This is a genomic window from Streptomyces sp. NPDC093065 (genome assembly GCF_044754585.1).
Lineage (GTDB): Bacteria > Actinomycetota > Actinomycetes > Streptomycetales > Streptomycetaceae > Streptomyces.
The window spans coordinates 1-17,388 of sequence record NZ_JBIVPJ010000027.1 but is presented as its reverse complement, the minus strand read 5'-3'; the positions used below and the strand labels follow the sequence as shown (position 1 = coordinate 17,388).

At 71.4% G+C, this 17,388-nt stretch carries 14 protein-coding genes; 5 read left to right on the top strand and 9 right to left on the bottom strand.

The annotated features are described in order from the left end of the window. From ACIQFU_RS33365 to ACIQFU_RS33355, 3 genes are all read right to left on the bottom strand, one after another. Entirely contained in the window at positions 1 to 942 is a 942-nt protein-coding gene (locus ACIQFU_RS33365) for a carbohydrate ABC transporter permease (protein WP_402556630.1), read from the bottom strand. After that, complete coding sequence (locus ACIQFU_RS33360) at positions 939 to 2,315, bottom strand: extracellular solute-binding protein (RefSeq protein WP_402556629.1); 1,377 nt, start codon at positions 2,313 to 2,315, stop codon at positions 939 to 941. The genes ACIQFU_RS33365 and ACIQFU_RS33360 overlap by 4 nt, the downstream gene beginning before the upstream one ends. A gap of 73 nt (positions 2,316 to 2,388) precedes the next feature. Continuing rightward, complete coding sequence (locus ACIQFU_RS33355) at positions 2,389 to 3,261, bottom strand: nucleosidase (RefSeq protein ID WP_402556627.1); 873 nt, start codon at positions 3,259 to 3,261, stop codon at positions 2,389 to 2,391. Positions 3,262 to 3,288: 27 nt separating this feature from the next. On the opposite strand from ACIQFU_RS33355, the gene ACIQFU_RS33350 reads away from it, so the two are divergent. Then, positions 3,289 to 3,828, top strand: coding sequence for a hypothetical protein (locus ACIQFU_RS33350; protein WP_402556625.1), 540 nt, complete (start codon positions 3,289 to 3,291; stop codon positions 3,826 to 3,828). 180 nt (positions 3,829 to 4,008) lie between these two features. Here ACIQFU_RS33350 and ACIQFU_RS33345 read toward each other — a convergent pair whose 3' ends face one another. Next, entirely contained in the window at positions 4,009 to 4,701 is a 693-nt protein-coding gene (locus ACIQFU_RS33345) for a response regulator (RefSeq protein ID WP_402556624.1), read from the bottom strand. 121 nt (positions 4,702 to 4,822) lie between these two features. Beyond that, complete coding sequence (locus tag ACIQFU_RS33340; protein ID WP_402556622.1) at positions 4,823 to 6,490, bottom strand: ATP-binding protein; 1,668 nt, start codon at positions 6,488 to 6,490, stop codon at positions 4,823 to 4,825. A 154-nt stretch (positions 6,491 to 6,644) separates the two neighbouring features. Here ACIQFU_RS33340 and ACIQFU_RS33335 point away from each other — a divergent pair, with 154 nt between their 5' ends. The 4 genes from ACIQFU_RS33335 to ACIQFU_RS33320 all read left to right on the top strand — a co-directional run bounded on the left by ACIQFU_RS33335 (position 6,645) and on the right by ACIQFU_RS33320 (position 11,299). After that, on the top strand, positions 6,645 to 8,039 hold the full coding sequence (locus ACIQFU_RS33335; protein ID WP_402556620.1) for a cation:dicarboxylate symporter family transporter: 1,395 nt from the start codon (positions 6,645 to 6,647) through the stop codon (positions 8,037 to 8,039). A gap of 147 nt (positions 8,040 to 8,186) precedes the next feature. Then, positions 8,187 to 8,585 (top strand): MerR family transcriptional regulator, encoded by a 399-nt coding sequence (locus ACIQFU_RS33330; protein ID WP_402556618.1) that lies wholly within the window; start codon positions 8,187 to 8,189, stop codon positions 8,583 to 8,585. A gap of 11 nt (positions 8,586 to 8,596) precedes the next feature. Further along, on the top strand, positions 8,597 to 8,911 hold the full coding sequence (locus ACIQFU_RS33325) for a thioredoxin (RefSeq protein ID WP_402556750.1): 315 nt from the start codon (positions 8,597 to 8,599) through the stop codon (positions 8,909 to 8,911). Positions 8,912 to 9,031: 120 nt separating this feature from the next. After that, entirely contained in the window at positions 9,032 to 11,299 is a 2,268-nt protein-coding gene (locus tag ACIQFU_RS33320; RefSeq protein WP_402556617.1) for a HelD family protein, read from the top strand. Positions 11,300 to 11,302: 3 nt separating this feature from the next. Here the strand turns inward: ACIQFU_RS33320 and glgB are convergent, their stop codons facing one another. From glgB to ACIQFU_RS33300, 4 genes are all read right to left on the bottom strand, one after another. Beyond that, positions 11,303 to 13,729, bottom strand: coding sequence for a 1,4-alpha-glucan branching enzyme (gene glgB / locus ACIQFU_RS33315; protein WP_402556616.1), 2,427 nt, complete (start codon positions 13,727 to 13,729; stop codon positions 11,303 to 11,305). Between the two features lie 40 nt (positions 13,730 to 13,769). Beyond that, a complete protein-coding gene (locus tag ACIQFU_RS33310) occupies positions 13,770 to 15,164 on the bottom strand; it encodes a phosphotransferase (RefSeq protein WP_402556614.1) in 1,395 nt (464 codons plus the stop codon). 96 nt (positions 15,165 to 15,260) lie between these two features. Continuing rightward, on the bottom strand, positions 15,261 to 16,961 hold the full coding sequence (treS, locus tag ACIQFU_RS33305; RefSeq protein WP_402556612.1) for a maltose alpha-D-glucosyltransferase: 1,701 nt from the start codon (positions 16,959 to 16,961) through the stop codon (positions 15,261 to 15,263). Next, a partial coding sequence (locus ACIQFU_RS33300; protein ID WP_402556611.1) for a DUF3459 domain-containing protein occupies positions 16,958 to 17,388 on the bottom strand: 431 nt, incomplete at its 5' end. The genes ACIQFU_RS33300 and treS, both read right to left, overlap by 4 nt.

The window sequence follows — 17,388 nt, the reverse complement described above, 5'->3', positions numbered from 1 at the left end:
TCAGACCTCCGTCCGCAGCAGACGCAGGTACACGACCGAGAACAGCGAGCCGATCAGCAACAGCAGCAGCGCCACCGCCGTGCCGTACCCGATCAGGCTGTTCTGGAAGGCCTGCTCGTACATGAACAGCGGCAGCGTCTGGCTCTTGCCGCTCGGGCCGCCCCGCGTCATCACCCAGATCAGCCCGAAGACCGACAGCGTCTGCAGCGTGTTGAGCATCAGGTTGGTGCCGATGGAGCGCCGGATCATCGGCAGCGTGATGTGCCACATCCGGCGCCAGCCGCTCGCGCCGTCCACCTCCGCGGCCTCGGTGACCTCCTTGGGGATCTCGTTCAGCGCGGCCGAGTACACCAGCATCGAGAACGCCGTGCCACGCCACACGTTGGCGAAGGACACCGCCAGGATCGGCAGCGTGAACAGCCAGTTCTGGGAGGGCAGATGGAGCCAGTCCAGGATGGCGTTGAGGGTGCCCTCGCGCCGGAAGAAGGCGTAGAGCAGGAAGCCCGCCACCACCTCCGGCAGCACCCAGGCCGTGACAACGATGCCACCGGTGAGCGTACGGACCGGCTTCGAGGCCCGCTGCATCAGGGAGGCCAGCGCGAGCCCCAGGGTGTTCTGCCCGATCAGCGACGACAGCACGGTGAACACCAGGGTCAGCCATACGGCGTTGAGGAACGCCTCGTCCCTGAAGGCGCGGGTGAAGTTGTCGAAGCCGACGAAGGACTCCTCGGCCTGCCCGGTGAGCTGGAGGTCGGTGAAGGCGATGACCACGCAGTAGACGATCGGGCCGGCGAGGAAGAGCAGGAGCAGGACGAGGGCGGGGGAGACGGGCAGAGCGCGGAAGAGGGAGCGGCGGACGGTGCCGGCCCGAGCGTCGGAGGCCGGGGAGGCGGACGCCTTCCGGACCTCCGGACCGGCCTGCCGCGGCGGGGCCGCCGTCACTTGGCGACCACCTGGTTGTCGGTCGCCTCCTTGAGCGCCTCGTCGTAGCCGCGCGCCGCCTCCTCGACCGACTTGTCACCGGTCGTCACGCCCTCCATGGCCTCCTGGACGGCGACGGACACCTTCGGGTACGCCGGGTAGGCGGGCCGGTAGTGGGTGTCGGCGACGAGGTCGGTGAAGAACTTGATGCCGGGCTGGGCCGCGACGTAGCCGGGATCCTTCGCCACGTCCTCGCGGACCGCGATGCCGGAGTTGGCGATGTACCACTTCTGGGCGTTGGCCTTGGTCTGCATCGTCTTGATGAACTCGAAGGCCAGGTCGGGGTTGCCGGCCTTGGCCGGAATGGACCAGGTCCACCCGCCGGACATGCTCACCCTGCCGGGCGCCTGTCCGTTCTGCGTGGGCATGGCGGCGAGACCCAGCTCCTTCGACCACTCGGGCCACTCGTGCCCGCTGCCCTCCAGCCAGTCCTGCGGCAGCCAGGAGCCGTCGAGCGCGATCCCGAGCTTGCCCTGCGGCAGCAGCTCACCGCGGATCTTCGTGGAGAAGTTGGGGTCCAGCGCGTCGGAGACCTCCGGGCCGAGCTTCTCCTTGTACACGGTCTCGACGAAGCCGAGGGAGTCCTTGAACCCCTGCCCCGCGGTGATCCACTTCTTGCCGCCCTTGTCGTACAGCGGGTCGGCGCCGCCGTCCCCCGTGCCGTACAGCAGCATCTCGAAGCCCTGCATGGTGGCCATCTCACCGGCGGGCTTGCCGGTGTAGACGTTGAGCGGTGTGACGCCGGGGACCTTCTCCTTGATGGTGCGGGCGGCGTCGAGCACCTCGTCCCAGGTCTTCGGCTGCCAGTCGGCGGGCAGCCCGGCCTTGGCGAACACGTCCTTGCTGAACCACAGCCCCCGGGTGTCCGTCCCGTCCGGAACACCGTACGTCTTGCCGTCCTCGCCCTGGGCGGCGGCCTTCGCCGTGTCGATGAACCGGCCCCAGTCCTTCCAGTCGGCGAGGTAGTCGTCGAGCGGCTTCAGATACCCGCTGGTGATGTCGGAGTTGATGAGGAAGGTGTCCTCGTAGACCAGGTCGGGCGCGGTCTTGGGGGAGCGGAGCATCTGCTGGAGCTTGGTGTAGTACTCCGAGTCCGGTGCCTTGATGGGGACGAGTTCCACCTTCTTCCCCGGGTTGGCCTTCTCGAACTGCCTCTTGATGTCGCCGAGGTAGGTGTCCATCACCTTGATGGAGTTGTCCGTCGACTGCTTGAAGGAGACCTTCACCGTGTCCGGATCGCTGCCGGAGCCGCTTCCGCAGGCGGCGAGGGTGGTGGAGGCGAGCGCGGTGAGGGTGAACAGGGCGGTGAACCGGACGGTGGGGCGCACGGGCATGACCTCCTACGGGCGCACGACGCTGTGGCCTGGACGGCTGCGTGGCGAACGTAAGAGGAGTGGTCTAGTCAGGTCAATGAGTGTGCGAGTGGGGATTCGGGGGAGCCTCGCCGCTCTTGCCGGTGACGGGGCCGTGGAACGTGCCGCCCCGGAAGTCGATGTGGTCTCCGCCGTACGCCGCTCCTCGGGGCGCCTCGGCGGAGTCGCCGGCACCCTTCCGGGGCCGGTGCCTGTGCAGGACCGCCACCGTGACCGCCGCGGCCTGCTCGGCGGCGCGCCGCTGCGAACCCGAGGCGTCGGCAGCGTGCTTCCCGGCGTCGGCGCGGTCGCTGATCCCGCGGATCACCAGCGCGTTCAACCGGCCGTTGAGATGGGCCGCCTGGAGCACTCCCGAGCCCTCCATCTCGATCGCGCCCGCGTCGTTGTAGTTCCGGCGGACGAACCGCGCGATCCCGGACCCGGCATCCGCCAGGACGACCTCTCCCGTGGCGATCGGCATGAAGTGCGCCCGTACGCCGGGCATGTCCCGCACGGCGGAACGGGCCGCCTGCTCCAGCGCGTGCGACCCCGGCAGGGCCTTCGGCCGGACCAGGAAGCCCTCCGGGGTCTGCTTGCCGCCGTGGATCCCGTACACCTGCGTGCCCACGACGACGTCGCCGATCCCGACGTCGGCCTTCAGGCTGCCCGCGACGCCGACGAACAGCGCGGCCTCGGGACGCAACCAGTCGATGAGCTGGGTGGTGAGAACTCCCGCCCGCTCGGCGCCCATGCCCAGTTCGGCGAGGGCGACGTGCCAGGAGGTGCCCGGCAGCCGGCCGGTCTCGACCCGGGTCCCGTCCCGGTGCACCCGCTCCTCCCGCTCCTCGACGTGCGCGCGGACCGCAGCGTATTCGAGCGGGAGCGCGGTGAGGACCAGAACGGTGGGCTGGATGTCCGGCATAGTCATAAGTTATCGCTGGGAGAGGGGATCCGAGTGCCGGAACAGGACGTCACGGTCGGGCAGTTGCTGCTCGCCGAGTACGAGAGCGTGAAGAGCGAGCAGAGGGCGAGGATCGGCTTCCGGGACAACCTGCTCTACGTGACGCTCGCCGTCGTGGCCGCCGTCGTCGCCGCCACGGCCCAGGCGGAGCGGCCCTCGATGCTGCTCGCGCTGCCGCCGGTGTGTCTCGTCCTCGGGTGGACCTACCTCGTCAACGACGAGAAGATCTCGGCGATCGGGCTCTACGTCCGGGACGATCTGGGGCCGAAGCTGGCCGAACTCGCCGCACACAGCAGCGGGTTCGCGACCTTCGGGTGGGAGGCGTACCACCGGAGCGACTCCCGGCGCCGGTCGCGCAAGACGGTCCAGACAGTCATCGACCTGACGGCGTTCTGCGCGGTACCCCTGGCGGCGCTGATCGTTTTCTGGTCGAACGGGGACGCCGGCCGGCTGCTCGTCGCGCTCTCGGTGCTGGAGGCACTGGCCGTGGCGGGGCTCGCCTCGCAGGTCGTGTGGTACGCGAAGGCGGCGTGAGCGACGCCCCGCTGCCGCGGGAGGGAGCGGCGCGCATGGCGCCGGCACTGCTGACGGCCCTGGCCGAGGGCGCGGGCGGGGTCGGTGGACGCCGGGCGGCGGAGGAGCCGGCGCGGGCGGTGGGGCTCGAGCGGGCGGGCTCGTCCAGTAAGGCCGAGCTCGCCCGCCGGGCGGCCCGGCTCACCGGCCCCGCACCCACCGGTACACCAGCTCCGGACGCCCCACCTGCCCGTACTGCGGGCTGCGTCCCGCACGCCCCGCGTCCACCAGGTGCTCCAGGTAGCGCCGCGCCGTGATGCGGGAGATGCCCACCGCCTCGGCGACCCCGGCCGCCGTGAGGCCCTCCTCCGCGCCGCGCAGCGCGCCCGTGACGCGCTCCAGGGTCGGGCCGCTCAGGCCCTTGGGCAGGGCCGCCGGGCTCGGGGCGCGCAGGGTGGCCAGGGCGCGGTCGACCTCGTCCTGGCCGCTGGCCTCCCCGGCGGTGCCCCGGAACTCCGCGTAGCGGACCAGGCGGTCGCGCAGGGTGGCGAAGGTGAAGGGCTTCAGGACGTACTGGACGACGCCCAGCGAGACCCCCTCGCGCACCATCGTCAGGTCCCGTGCCGACGTCACCGCTATCACGTCGGTGTGATGCCCCGCCGCGCGCAGCGAGCGGGCCAGCTGGAGTCCGTGCACGTCCGGCAGGTGCAGGTCGAGCAGGAGCAGGTCGACCGGCGTGCGGTCCAGCATGCGGCGGGCCTCCGCACCCGTGTGCGCCTTGCCGACGGCGACGAACCCCGGGACCCGGCCGACGTACATCACGTGCGCGTCGGCGGCGACCGGGTCGTCCTCGACGACCAGGACCCGGATGGGCTGCGCGTCGGCGGTGCTCATACGGCACCCCCGGGGTGAGCCACCGCGCCGGCACGGCGGCTTCCGTGAGCCGCACGGCGCGCGTCGGCGGCGATCGGGCGGCCCGCGCCGACCGGGACGGCCCCCGTGATCTGTCGCCGTCTCACACCGCACCCCCGGAGCCCGGTCTGCCCGCCGCGGTGGCCGGTGCCGCTCCGTCGCCCCCGGCAGGGCCCAGCGGCAGCCGGGCCTCGAAGCGGGCGCCGCCGCCCTCCGCGTCCGCCACGGCCAGGGAGCCGCCGTGCCGCCGCACCGCCTGCTGCACCAGCGCGAGGCCCAGACCGCGTCCGCCCTCGCCGGCCGGCTTCGTCGAGTAGCCCCGCTGGAAGACCAGGTCGGCGTGGGCGGGATCGACCCCCGCGCCGGTGTCCGACACCCGGAGCACCAGCTCGGAACCGCCCCCGGAAGCCTCCGTGTACGCCGCCACCGTCACCCGCGACGGCACCGCGCCCTGCGCCGCGTCCACCGCGTTGTCCACCAGGTTGCCCAGGATCGTCACCAGGTCCCGGGCGGGCAGCGACGGCGGCAGCAGCCCGTCGTCCAGTCGGCTGTCCTGCGACACCACCAGCTCCACTCCCCGCTCGTTGGCCTGCGCCGTCTTGCCCAGCAGCAGCGCCGCCAGCACCGGCTCGCTCACCGCCGCCACCACCTGGTCGGTGAGTGCCTGCGCCAGCTCCAGCTCCGCCGTCGCGAACTCCACGGCCTCCTCCGCCCGCCCCAGCTCGATCAGCGAGACGACCGTGTGCAGCCGGTTCGCCGCCTCGTGCGCCTGCGAGCGTAGCGCCTGGGTGAAACCGCGCTCCGAGTTCAGCTCGCCCGTCAGCGACTGCAACTCGGTCACGTCCCGCAGCGTCACCACCGTGCCCCGCCGCTCGCCGCCGGAGACCGGCGAGGTGTTCACCACCAGCACCCGCTCCGCCGCCAGGTGCACCTCGTCCATCCGCGGCTCCGACGCCAGCAGCGCCCCCGTCAGCTGCGACGGCAGCCCGAGGTCCGCCACCGAGGCTCCGACCACGTCACCGTGCACGCCGAGCAGCTCCCGACCGCCGTCGTTGATCAGCGCGACACGGTACTGCCCGTCCAGCATCAGCAGCCCCTCCCGCACCGCGTGCAGCGCCGCCTGATGGTAGTCGTGCATCCGGCTCAGCTCGTCCGCGTTCATGCCGTGCGTGTGCCGGCGCAGCCGCGCGTTGATCACATACGTACCGACCGCTCCGAGCAGCAGGGCCCCGGCCGCCACCCCCGACAGGGCCGTGAGCTGCTCCTGCGCCCGCTTGCTGATCTCCTCGACCTTGATCCCGGCGGAGACTAGACCGACGATCCGGCCGTCGTCCACGATCGGTGTGACCGCCCGGACCGAGGGGCCGAGCGTGCCCGTGTAGGTCTCGGTGAAGGTCCCGCCCCGCTGAGCGCGCTCGATGTGGCCCTGGAAGGGGTGGCCGATTTCTGTCGGTTCGGGGTGGGTCCAGCGGATGCCCTCCGGATCCATGATCGTCACGAAGTCCACGTCCGTGTCCTGCATGACCCGCACCGCGTACGGCTGCAGGCGCGCCGTCGGGTCCGGGGTGCGGATCGCCTGCGCCACGGACGGCGAGTCCGCGATCGCCAGCGACACCGCCCTGGCCTGGCGCCCGGCCGCCTCCTGGGCCTGCCCGCGGTCGCTGATGTAGGTGAACAGCGCGTACCCGACCACGACGACCGCTATCAGTACGGCCTGCATGGCGAAGAGCTGCCCGGCCAGGCTCCGGGGTCGGGGGACACGGATGTGCATGCAGTCAGTCTCTCGCGTGGCTTGATTGTGAACTAAATGAACGCAAGGGTGACCGCGCTCACACGCCGGGAGATAGTCACCCCGTCCCCGATACACACCCCCGGACGTGAGCCGCACGCCGGTGATGCCGACGACGTCGTCAAGGAGGGCCGCCGTGACCAGCAAAGCCGCTACGGCACCTGCCGCACCCAAAGCCAAGCGCGACCGCACGCACTATCTCTACATCGCCGTGATCATCGCGGTCGCCCTCGGTATCGCCGTCGGTCTGATCGCGCCGGACTTCGCCACCGAGCTGAAGCCGCTCGGCACGGGCTTCGTGAACCTGATCAAGATGATGATCTCCCCCATCATCTTCTGCACGATCGTGCTGGGCATCGGTTCGGTCCGCAAGGCCGCCAAGGTCGGCGCGGTCGGCGGCATCGCCCTGGTCTACTTCTTCGTGATGTCCCTGGTGGCGCTCGCCATCGGTCTGATCGTCGGCAACATCCTCGACCCGGGCACGGGCCTCGCGGTCACCGACGCGGTCAAGGAGACCGGCCAGGCGCAGGTCGACGCGGAGGCCAAGGGCACCACCGAGTTCCTGCTCGGCATCATCCCGACCACGATCGTCTCGGCGTTCACCGCGGGCGAGGTCCTGCAGACCCTGCTGATCGCCCTGCTCTGCGGCTTCGCCCTGCAGGCCATGGGCAGCGCCGGTCAGCCCGTCCTGCGCGGCATCGAGCACATCCAGCGGCTGGTCTTCCGCGTCCTGGCGATGATCATGTGGGCCGCCCCGATCGGTGCCTTCGGCGCCATCGCCGCCGTCACCGGCTCGGCCGGCGTCGACGCCCTCAAGAGCCTGGCCGTGCTGATGCTCGGCTTCTACGTGACCTGCGTCCTCTTCCTCATCCTGGTGCTCGGCACGGTGCTGCGCCTCGTCTCCGGGGTCAACGTCTTCTCGCTCTTCAAGTACCTGGGCCGCGAATTCCTGCTGATCCTTTCCACCTCCTCCTCGGAGTCGGCGCTGCCGCGTCTCATCGCGAAGATGGAGCACCTGGGTGTCAGCAAGCCGGTGGTCGGCATCACCGTCCCGACCGGCTACTCGTTCAACCTCGACGGCACCATGATCTACATGACCATGGCCTCGCTGTTCATCTCCGACGCCATGGGTACGCCGATGTCCATCGGTGAGCAGATTCCGCTGCTGCTCTTCCTGCTGGTGGCCTCCAAGGGCGCCGCCGGTGTCTCGGGTGCCGGTCTCGCCACGCTGGCCGGCGGCCTGCAGTCGCACAAGCCCGCCCTGGTGGACGGCATCGGCCTGATCGTCGGCATCGACCGCTTCATGAGCGAGGCCCGTGCCCTGACCAACTTCGGCGGCAACGCGGTGGCCACCGTCCTGATCGGCACCTGGACCAAGGAGATCGACAAGGACCGGGTGAACGACGTGCTCGCCGGCCGGATCCCGTTCGACGAGAAGACCCTCCTGGACGACGCCCACGGACCCGCCGACGGCGAGGACACGCCGGACCTGCCCGAGCAGGGCGGCGAGAAGGAGCTGGCGAGGGCCTGACACCCCCGCCGCGACGCCCGCACACGCCGGGCGGCTGAGGTGCTCCCCCCGTTGCTCAGCCACCCGGTCCCCCGAAGAAGCCCCGCGCCTCCCCCCGGCGCGGGGCTTCTTGCCTTGACGCCCGCGTCAAGGCATACGTTCGTCCCCATGCGAATCGGCGAGCTGGCCGCACGGGCCGGGACCACGACGCGGACGCTGCGCTACTACGAGTCGCGGGGCCTGCTGCCCGCGCGGCGGGGCGACAACGGATACCGGACCTACGACGAGGAGGACCTGAAGCTGCTGCGGCAGATCAGGACCCTCCAGGACTTCGGGTTCGACCTGGAGGAGACCCGCCCCTTCGTCGAGTGCCTGCGCGCCGGGCACCCCGAGGGCGACTCCTGCCCGGCGTCCCTGGTGGTCTACCGGCGCAAGCTGGCGGAGCTGGACACGCTGATCGAGCAGCTCACGTCGGTGCGCGGGCAGGTCGCCGCGCAACTGGCGCGGGCCGAGGCGGCGGTTCCGGGGGGTCCGGAGCCCAAGTGCGAACTGGGAGGACACGGATGAGGACCAACGGGGTGCCCGAGGTGACGGACACGGACTTCGCGGCCGAGGTGATCGGTTCCGAGCTGCCCGTGCTGGTGGAGTTCACCGCCGACTGGTGCCCGCCCTGCCGGCAGATGGCACCCGTGCTCAGTGCCTTGGCCGAGGAGGAGGGCGACCGGCTGCGGGTGGTGCAGCTGAACGTCGACCGGAACCCGGCGACCACGAACGCGTACAAGGTGCTGTCGATGCCGACGTTCATGGTCTTCCGCGGCGGTGAGCCGGTGAAGTCGATGGTCGGCGCCCGGCCCAAGCGGCGGCTCCTTCAGGAACTGGCCGACGTCGTCTGACCGGCCCGGCGCACGAAAAAATCCCCCGAGCAATTGCGCTCGGGGGATTTCGCTGCGTATATTCGATGATTCGTGACTTCACAGAAATGAGGTCGCGAAGAAGTTCAGTAGGCACAGTATATGCGGCCGGGAGTGGAATTGTCAAACACCGAATTTCCGGACGATGAATTGCGGCACGAGCAGGAATTCATCGACGGGCTGTACGCGCGCGTGGACGCCCTGCGCGGCGACGCCGAGGTCTCGGTCACCGAGGCGCTCGCGCAGGGCAACACCCCCCAGCAGGCCCGTCTGGAGCGGGACATCCTGGTCGCCGAGCGCTCCGGGCTGCTCGCCGCGCTCAACGCGGTGGACGGCTCCCTGTGCTTCGGCCGGATCGACCTCACCTCCGGGGAGGGCCACCACATCGGCCGCATCGGACTCCGCGCCGACGACGCCGAACGCACCCCCGTCCTCGTCGACTGGCGGGCCGGTGTCGCCCGCCCCTTCTACCTGGCCACCGGCCACACCCCGATGGGGCTGCGCCGCCGCCGGCACATCACCAGCGAGGGCCGCACGGTCACCGCGCTGCACGACGAGATCCTCGACCTCGGCGACGAGACCCGGACCGGCCACGAGGACCCCTCCGGCGACGCCGTGCTGCTGGCCGCGCTGAACTCCGCGCGCACCGGCCGCATGGGCGACATCGTGCAGACCATCCAGGCCGACCAGGACCGCATCATCCGCGCCCCGCACCGCGGTGTGCTGGTCGTCGAGGGCGGCCCCGGCACCGGCAAGACCGCCGTCGCCCTGCACCGCGCCGCCTACCTGCTCTACGAGCACCGCGAACTGCTCGCCAAGCGCGCCGTCCTCATCGTCGGTCCCAACCCGGCCTTCCTCGGCTACATCGGCGAGGTGCTGCCCTCGCTCGGCGAGACCGGCGTACTGCTCGCCACCGTCGGCGAACTGTTCCCCGGCGTGAAGGCCACGGCCACCGACACCCCCGAGGCGGCCGCGGTCAAGGGCGGGGCCGGCATGGCCGACGTGCTCGCCGAGGCGGTCCGCGACCGGCAGGCGCTGCCCGACCCGGTCGTGGCGATCGAGCACGACCGCGACGTCCTCATGCTGGACGACGGCCTCGTGAGCGTCGCCCGCGAGCGCACCCGCGCCGCCGGGCTGCCGCACAACGCCGCCCGCGAGCACTTCGAGGGCCACATCCTCAACACCCTCACCGACATGGTCGCCGAACGCATCGGCACCGACCCCTACGACGGCGGCAACCTCCTCGATCCCAGCGACATCACCCAGATCCGCGACGAACTCGCCGAGAACCCCGAGGTCTGGTCCGCGATCGACCAGCTGTGGCCCCGGCTCACCCCGCACCGCCTGGTCGCCGACTTTCTCGCCGCCCCCGAGGCCTTCCTCCCCGCCGAGGACGCCGCCGCCGTCCGCCGCCCGGTCACCCGGCGCTGGACCGTCGCCGACGTCCCCCTGCTGGACGAGGCCGCCGAGCTGCTCGGCGTGGACGACCGGGTGGCCCGTTCCCGCGCCGAGCGCGAACGGGAGGAGCAGATCGCCTATGCGCAGGGCGTCCTCGACGTGTCGTACGCGTCGCGGACCTACGAGTTCGAGGACAAGGACGACGAGGACGCGGAGGTCCTGCTCGCGCACGACGTCATCGACGCCGAGCGCTTCGCCGAACGCCAGGAGGAGGAGGACCACCGCAGCGCCGCCGAACGCGCCGCGGCCGACCGCACCTGGGCCTTCGGGCACATCATCGTGGACGAGGCGCAGGAACTGTCCCCGATGGCCTGGCGGCTGCTGATGCGCCGCTGCCCCACCCGCTCGATGACCCTGGTCGGCGACCCGGCCCAGACCGCGGAGGCGGCCGGCGTCGGCTCCTGGTCGGAGATCCTCACGCCGTACGTCGAGGACCGCTGGGAGCACACCCGCCTCGGCGTCAACTACCGCACCCCGGCGGAGGTCATGGACCTGGCGGCGGCCGTCGTCCGTGCCGGCGACCCGGAGTTCACTCCGCCGAGTTCGGTGCGCTCCACGGGCCTGCGCCCCTGGATCCGTGCCACCGGCGACCTCCCGGCCGCCGTCGCCGAGGCCGCCCGGGAGCTGACCCCCGAGGAGGGCCGCCTCGCCGTCATCGCCCCGCGCGAACTGCACCGGGTCCTCGCGGCCCGCCTGGACGGCGTGACGGCGGGCGCCGAGCCCGACCTCACCCACCGCGTCGTCCTGCTCGACCCGCGCCAGTCCAAGGGCCTGGAGTTCGACTCCGTCCTGGTCGTCGAGCCCGGCCGCTACGGCACCAGCGACCTGTACGTCGCCCTCACCCGCGCCACCCAGCACCTCGGCGTCCTGCACAGCGAGCCGCTGCCGAAGGGACTGGTGGACGCGGACTGACGGTCAGGCCGGGCGCAGCCACACCGTCGCCAGGGGCGGCAGGGTCAGGCGGATGCTCGCCGGCCGGCCGTGCCACCCCTGTGCCTCCGGCTTGACCGGGTGCGGGTTGCGTACGTCGCCGCCGCCGTACCGGGCGGCGTCGGTGTTGAGCACTTCGTGCCAGGCCGGGACGTCGTCGGGGACGCCGAGGCGGTAGTCGGGGCGGACCACCGGGGCGAAGTTCGACACCGCGAGCAGCGGGGTGCCGTCGGCGTCCAGGCGCAGGAACGCCAGGACGTTGTCCTCGGCCGCGTCGCCGACCACCCAAGCGAACCCGGCGGGATGGGTGTCGCGCCGCCACAGTGCCGGCGTGGCCCGGTAGACGGTGTTCAGGTCGCGCACCAGGTCGCGCACGCCCCGGTGGTCCGCCGCCGCGCCGTACTCCGGGTCGAGCAGCCACCAGTCGGGGCCGTGCGCCTCCGACCACTCGGCGCCCTGCGCGAACTCCTGTCCCATGAAGAGCAGTTGCTTGCCGGGATGGGCCCACATCCAGCCCAGGTACGCCCGCTCGTTGGCGCGCTGCTGCCACCAGTCGCCGGGCATCTTCGACACCAGGGACCTCTTGCCGTGCACCACCTCGTCGTGGGATATCGGCAGCACGTAGTTCTCGCTGTACGCGTACACCATGGAGAAGGTCAGCTCCCCGTGGTGGTGGCCGCGGTGCACCGGCTCGCGGCTCATGTACTCCAGCGAGTCGTGCATCCAGCCCATGTTCCACTTCAGCCCGAAGCCGAGCCCGCCGAAGCCGCTCGGGCCCCCGTGGTGCGTGGCCCGGGTGACCCCGTCCCAGGCCGTCGACTCCTCCGCCACGGTCACGACGCCGGGCACCCGCCGGTAGACCGTCGCGTTCATCTCCTGGAGGAACGCCACGGCGTCCAGGTTCTCCCGGCCGCCGTGCTCGTTCGGCGTCCACTGGCCCGGCTCGCGCGAGTAGTCCAGGTAGAGCATCGAGGCGACCGCGTCGACGCGCAGCCCGTCGATGTGGAACTCCTCGCACCAGTACACGGCGTTGGCGACCAGGAAGTTGCGCACCTCCCGGCGTCCGAAGTCGAACTCCAGCGTCCCCCAGTCCGGATGCGCGGCCCGCAGCGGATCGGAGTGTTCGTACAGCGGGCGCCCGTCGAACTCGGCCAGCGCCCAGTCGTCGCGCGGGAAGTGGGCCGGAACCCAGTCCATCAGGACGCCGATCCCGGCCCGGTGCAGCCGGTCCACCAGGTACTTGAAGTCGTCGGGGTCGCCCAGCCGGGCCGTGGGCGCGTAGAAGCCGGTGACCTGGTAGCCCCAGGAGCCGCCGAAGGGGTGCTCGGCGACCGGCATCAGCTCCACGTGCGTGAAGCCCAGGTCGGCGACGTAGGCCGGGAGCTGCTCCGCCAGCTCGCGGTAGTTCAGTCCGGGGCGCCAGGACGGCAGGTGGACCTCGTACACCGACATCGGCGCCTCGTGCGCGGGCGCGTCCGCGCGGTGCGCCAGCCACTCCCCGTCGCCCCAGGTGTAGTCCGAGGCGTGCACGACGGAGGAGGTGGCCGGCGGGACCTCCGTACGGCGGGCCAGCGGGTCGGCGCGGAAGGTGCGCGAACCGTCGGGCCGGGTGATCTCGAACTTGTACAGCTCGCCCGCGCCGACACCCGGCAGGAACAGCTCCCACACCCCGGTCGAGCCGAGAGAGCGCATCGGGTGACCGGTGCCGTCCCAGAAGTTGAAGCCGCCGGCCACCCGGACCCCGCGCGCGTTCGGCGCCCACACCGCGAACCGGGTGCCCGCCACCCCGTCGTGCGTCGTCGGGTGCGCGCCGAGCGCCCGCCACAGCTGCTCGTGCCGGCCCTCGCCGATCAGGTGCAGGTCCAGCTCGCCCAAGGCGGGCAGGAAGCGGTACGGGTCCTCGACCTCCTGTTCCGTCCCCTCGTACGCCACGAGGAGCCGGTGGAGCGGGACCTCGCTCAGCGGTACCAGGCCGGAGAAGAAGCCGTCCCCGTCGTCGTGCAGCTCGATCCGCAGCTCTCCGCAGAGCACGGTCACCGCGAGGGCGTACGGCCGGAACGCACGGAAGGCGACCCCGCCGGGGACCCGGTGGGCGCCGAGCACCGCGTGCGGGTCGTGGTGCGTGCCGGCGAGCAGCCGCTCCCGGTCACCGGCGTCCAGTGCGGGGGATACGGCGACCTCCTCCCTGACCCGGGCCTGGGCCTGGGCGGCGGGTTTCCGCGTGCCGGTCTTCTCCGCGGCCGGCTTCTTCGCGACCGTCTTCTTCACGGCCGGACTGTTCGCGGCCGGCTTGTTCGTGCCGGCCTTCTTCGTGACCTTCTTCTTCGGGCCGGCCTTCTTCGCGGCCTTGGCCGTCTTCTTCCCGGTCGTCTTCTTCGGGTCGGGACCGCTGGACGAGGGGCGGGGGGTCACGGGAGGAGCCTCCTGGGCGAGAGGGGGGCGGGCGGGGGAGTCATGCCGGTTCGGGCACGGACAGGCGGCGCACCGCCGCCAGGGGCACCTCGAGCCAGTCGGGACGGTGCCGGGCCTCGTACAGGACCTCGTAGACCGCCTTGTCCGTCTCGAAGGCGCGCAGCAGCACCGGGTCGGTGCGCGGGTCGTGGCCGCCGGCCTCCGCGTACCCGGTGCAGTACGCGGCCCGGCAGGCCTCGGCCCAGCCCGGCACGCGGACGTCGGCCGAGTGCGCCGCGTAGTCGAAGGACCGGAGCATGCCCGCGACGTCCCGCACCGCCGGCTGCGGCAGCCGGCGCTCGGTCAGGGACTTCGCGGGCTCACCCTCGAAGTCGATCAGCGACCACGCCCCGTCGGGCGAGCGCAGGCACTGGCCGAGGTGCAGGTCGCCGTGGACGCGCTGCGCGGTCCAGCCGCGGCCCTCGGCGGCCAGGTCCGCCAGCGCCGTGAACGCCGTCCGCAGCGCGGGCGCGTACGACCGGAGCAGGGGCACGGCCCGTGCGGTCTCCTCCAGCCGCTCGGTCATGCCCTCGGCGAGGTGCCGCGTCTGAGCCTGGCCGAGGGTGACGGTCGGCAGCGCGCGGGCCAGCGCGGTGTGCACCTCGGCGGTGGCCCGCCCGAGCGCCCGGGCCTCGGCGACGAAGTCCTCGCCCTTGGCCAGCTCGCGCAGCGCCAGCTCCCAGCCGTCGGTCGCGCCCTGCAGATAAGGCTGGAGCACACCCAGTACCCAGGACCGGCCTGCCAGGTCCGCCGTCATCCAGCCCGCGGGCGCGGGCACCCGGGGGCAGCCCTCGCGGGCCAGGGCCAGCGGCAGCTCCAGGTCGGGGTTGACGCCGGGCACGATGCGGCGCAGCAACTTGAGGATGAACGTATCTCCGTACACGACGGACGAGTTCGACTGCTCGGCCGTCATCAGCCGCGGCACCAGCCCGGCGCGGATGTCCTCGTCCGGTGCCCGCTCGAAGCGCAGCGCCCCGATGCGGGCCCGGGTGCGCAGCGCCTCCAGCAGCACCTCGGCGGGACGGGTGTCGTACAGGGCGTCGTAGGCGGTGCGTCCGGCCGCCGGGCCCTCGCTCACATGGCCGATCAGCGCGGGCGCGAGCCGGGGTGGCAGCGCCTCGCGCGTGCCTATCAGGAGCTGGTAGCAGTCGCCGGGCTCCTGAGCCGCGCCCCCGGCCGGCGCGTACTGCTGGTGGGCGCGGACCAGGACGTGATGGAGGCCGAGGCGGGAGTCGGCGGGGAGCAGTTCGGTCGCGGCGACCAGCGAGAAGCCGGTGACCGGACGCCCCTTGCCGGCGAACCAGCGCTGTCGCGGAAGCCACTCCCGCAGCAGTGGGTCGAGTGACGCCAGGAGGCCCGGCGGGCTCGTGACGGTGCGTATGACGGCTTCCGACATGGCGTCGCGTCCTTTCCCCGGAGCGTCGGGGTGGTTACTGATGCGTGCCCCGGGCGGAACGGTGGAAACCGCCCCGCCCGGGGACGGGGCCGGTGTCTAGACGGCGTCCTTGCGGAGCCGGAACCAGTAGAAGCCGTGCCCCCCGAGGGTCAGCAGGTACGGCAGGTCGCCCACGGCCGGGAAGCGGACCCCGCCGAACAGCTCCACCGGGTGGCGTCCGCCGAAGGCGCTGAGGTCGAGTTCCGTGGGCTGCGCGAACCGGGAGAAGTTGTGCACGCACAGGACCAGGTCGTCCCCGTACTCGCGCAGGAAGGCCAGTACCGCGGGGTTCGAGGAGGGCAGCTCCGTGTAGGTGCCGAGACCGAAGGCCACGTTCTGCTTGCGGATCTCGATCATGCGGCGGGTCCAGTGCAGCAGCGAGGACGGCGAGGCCATCGACGCCTCGACGTTCGTCACCTGGAAGCCGTGGACCGGGTCCATGATCGTGGGCAGGAACAGGCGCCCCGGGTCGGACGAGGAGAAGCCGGCGTTGCGGTCGGGCGTCCACTGCATGGGGGTGCGCACGGCGTCGCGGTCGCCGAGCCAGATGTTGTCGCCCATGCCGATCTCGTCGCCGTAGTAGAGGATCGGCGAGCCGGGCAGGGACAGCAGCAGGGCCGTGAACAGCTCGATCTGGTTGCGGTCGTTGTCGAGGAGCGGGGCCAGGCGCCTGCGGATGCCGATGTTGGCGCGCATGCGCGGGTCCTTGGCGTACTCCGCGTACATGTAGTCGCGTTCCTCGTCGGTGACCATCTCCAGGGTCAGCTCGTCGTGGTTGCGCAGGAAGATGCCCCACTGGCAGCCGGACGGGATGGCCGGGGTCTTGGCGAGGATCTCGGAGACCGGGTAGCGCGACTCCCTTCTGACCGCCATGAAGATGCGGGGCATGACGGGGAAGTGGAAGGCCATGTGGCACTCGTCGCCGCCCGCCGCGTAGTCGCCGAAGTAGTCGACGACGTCCTCCGGCCACTGGTTGGCCTCCGCCAGCACCACCGTGTCCGGGTACTGGGCGTCGATCTCCTTGCGCACCCGCTTCAGGAAGTCGTGCGTGCGCGGCAGGTTCTCGCAGTTGGTCCCCTCCTCCTGGTAGAGGTACGGCACCGCGTCCAGCCGGAACCCGTCGATGCCCAGGTCCAGCCAGAACTTCAGCGCGGAGATCATCTCCTCCTGCACGGCCGGGTTCTCGTAGTTGAGGTCCGGCTGGTGGGAGAAGAAGCGGTGCCAGTAGTACTGCCGCCGCACCGGGTCGTAGGTCCAGTTGGACGCCTCGGTGTCGACGAAGATGATCCGCGCGTCCTGGAACTGCTTGTCGTCGTCCGCCCAGACGTAGTAGTCGCCGTAGGGGCCGTCCGGGTTTCTCCGCGACTCCTGGAACCACGGGTGCTGGTCGCTGGTGTGGTTCATGACGAAGTCGATGATCACGCGCATGCCGCGCTGGTGCGCCGCGTCCACGAACTCCACGAAGTCCGCCAGGTCGCCGAACTCCGGGAGCACGGCGGTGTAGTCGGAGACGTCGTAACCGCCGTCGCGCAGCGGTGACTTGAAGAAGGGCGGCAGCCACAGGCAGTCCACGCCCAGCCATTGCAGGTAGTCCAGCTTGGCGGTCAGGCCCTTGAGGTCGCCGACGCCGTCGCCGTTGCTGTCCTGGAAGGAGCGGACGAGGACCTCGTAGAAGACGGCTCGTTTGAACCAGTCCGGGTCCCGGTCCTTGGCGGGGGTGTCCTCGAAGGTGTCCGGCACGGGCTCGTTGACGATCATGTGGTGGGTGACCCTCCGATCTGCGGGTGGGGCGGTCGCAGAACCGTGCAGACGTGCGCGGGCGAACGGCCCGGCTCCAGGCGCACATAGTTGGCCCTGCCCCAGTGGTAGGTCTCGCCGGTCAGCTCGTCGCGCACCGGCACCGACTCGTGCCAGTCCAGGCCGAGTTGCGGCATGTCCAACGAGACCGTCGCCTCCTGGGTGTGGCGGGGGTCGAGGTTCACGACCACCAGAACCGTGTTCGACCCCTGCCGCTTCGAGTAGGCGATCACCTCCTCCTTGTCCGTGGTGTGGAAGTGCAGATCGCGCAGTTGGCGCAGAGCCGGGCTCTGGCGCCGGATGGTGTTGAGCCGGGTGACGAGGGGGGCGATGGTGGTGCCCTCGCGTTCGGCGCGGGCCCAGTCGCGTGTTTTGAGCTGGTACTTCT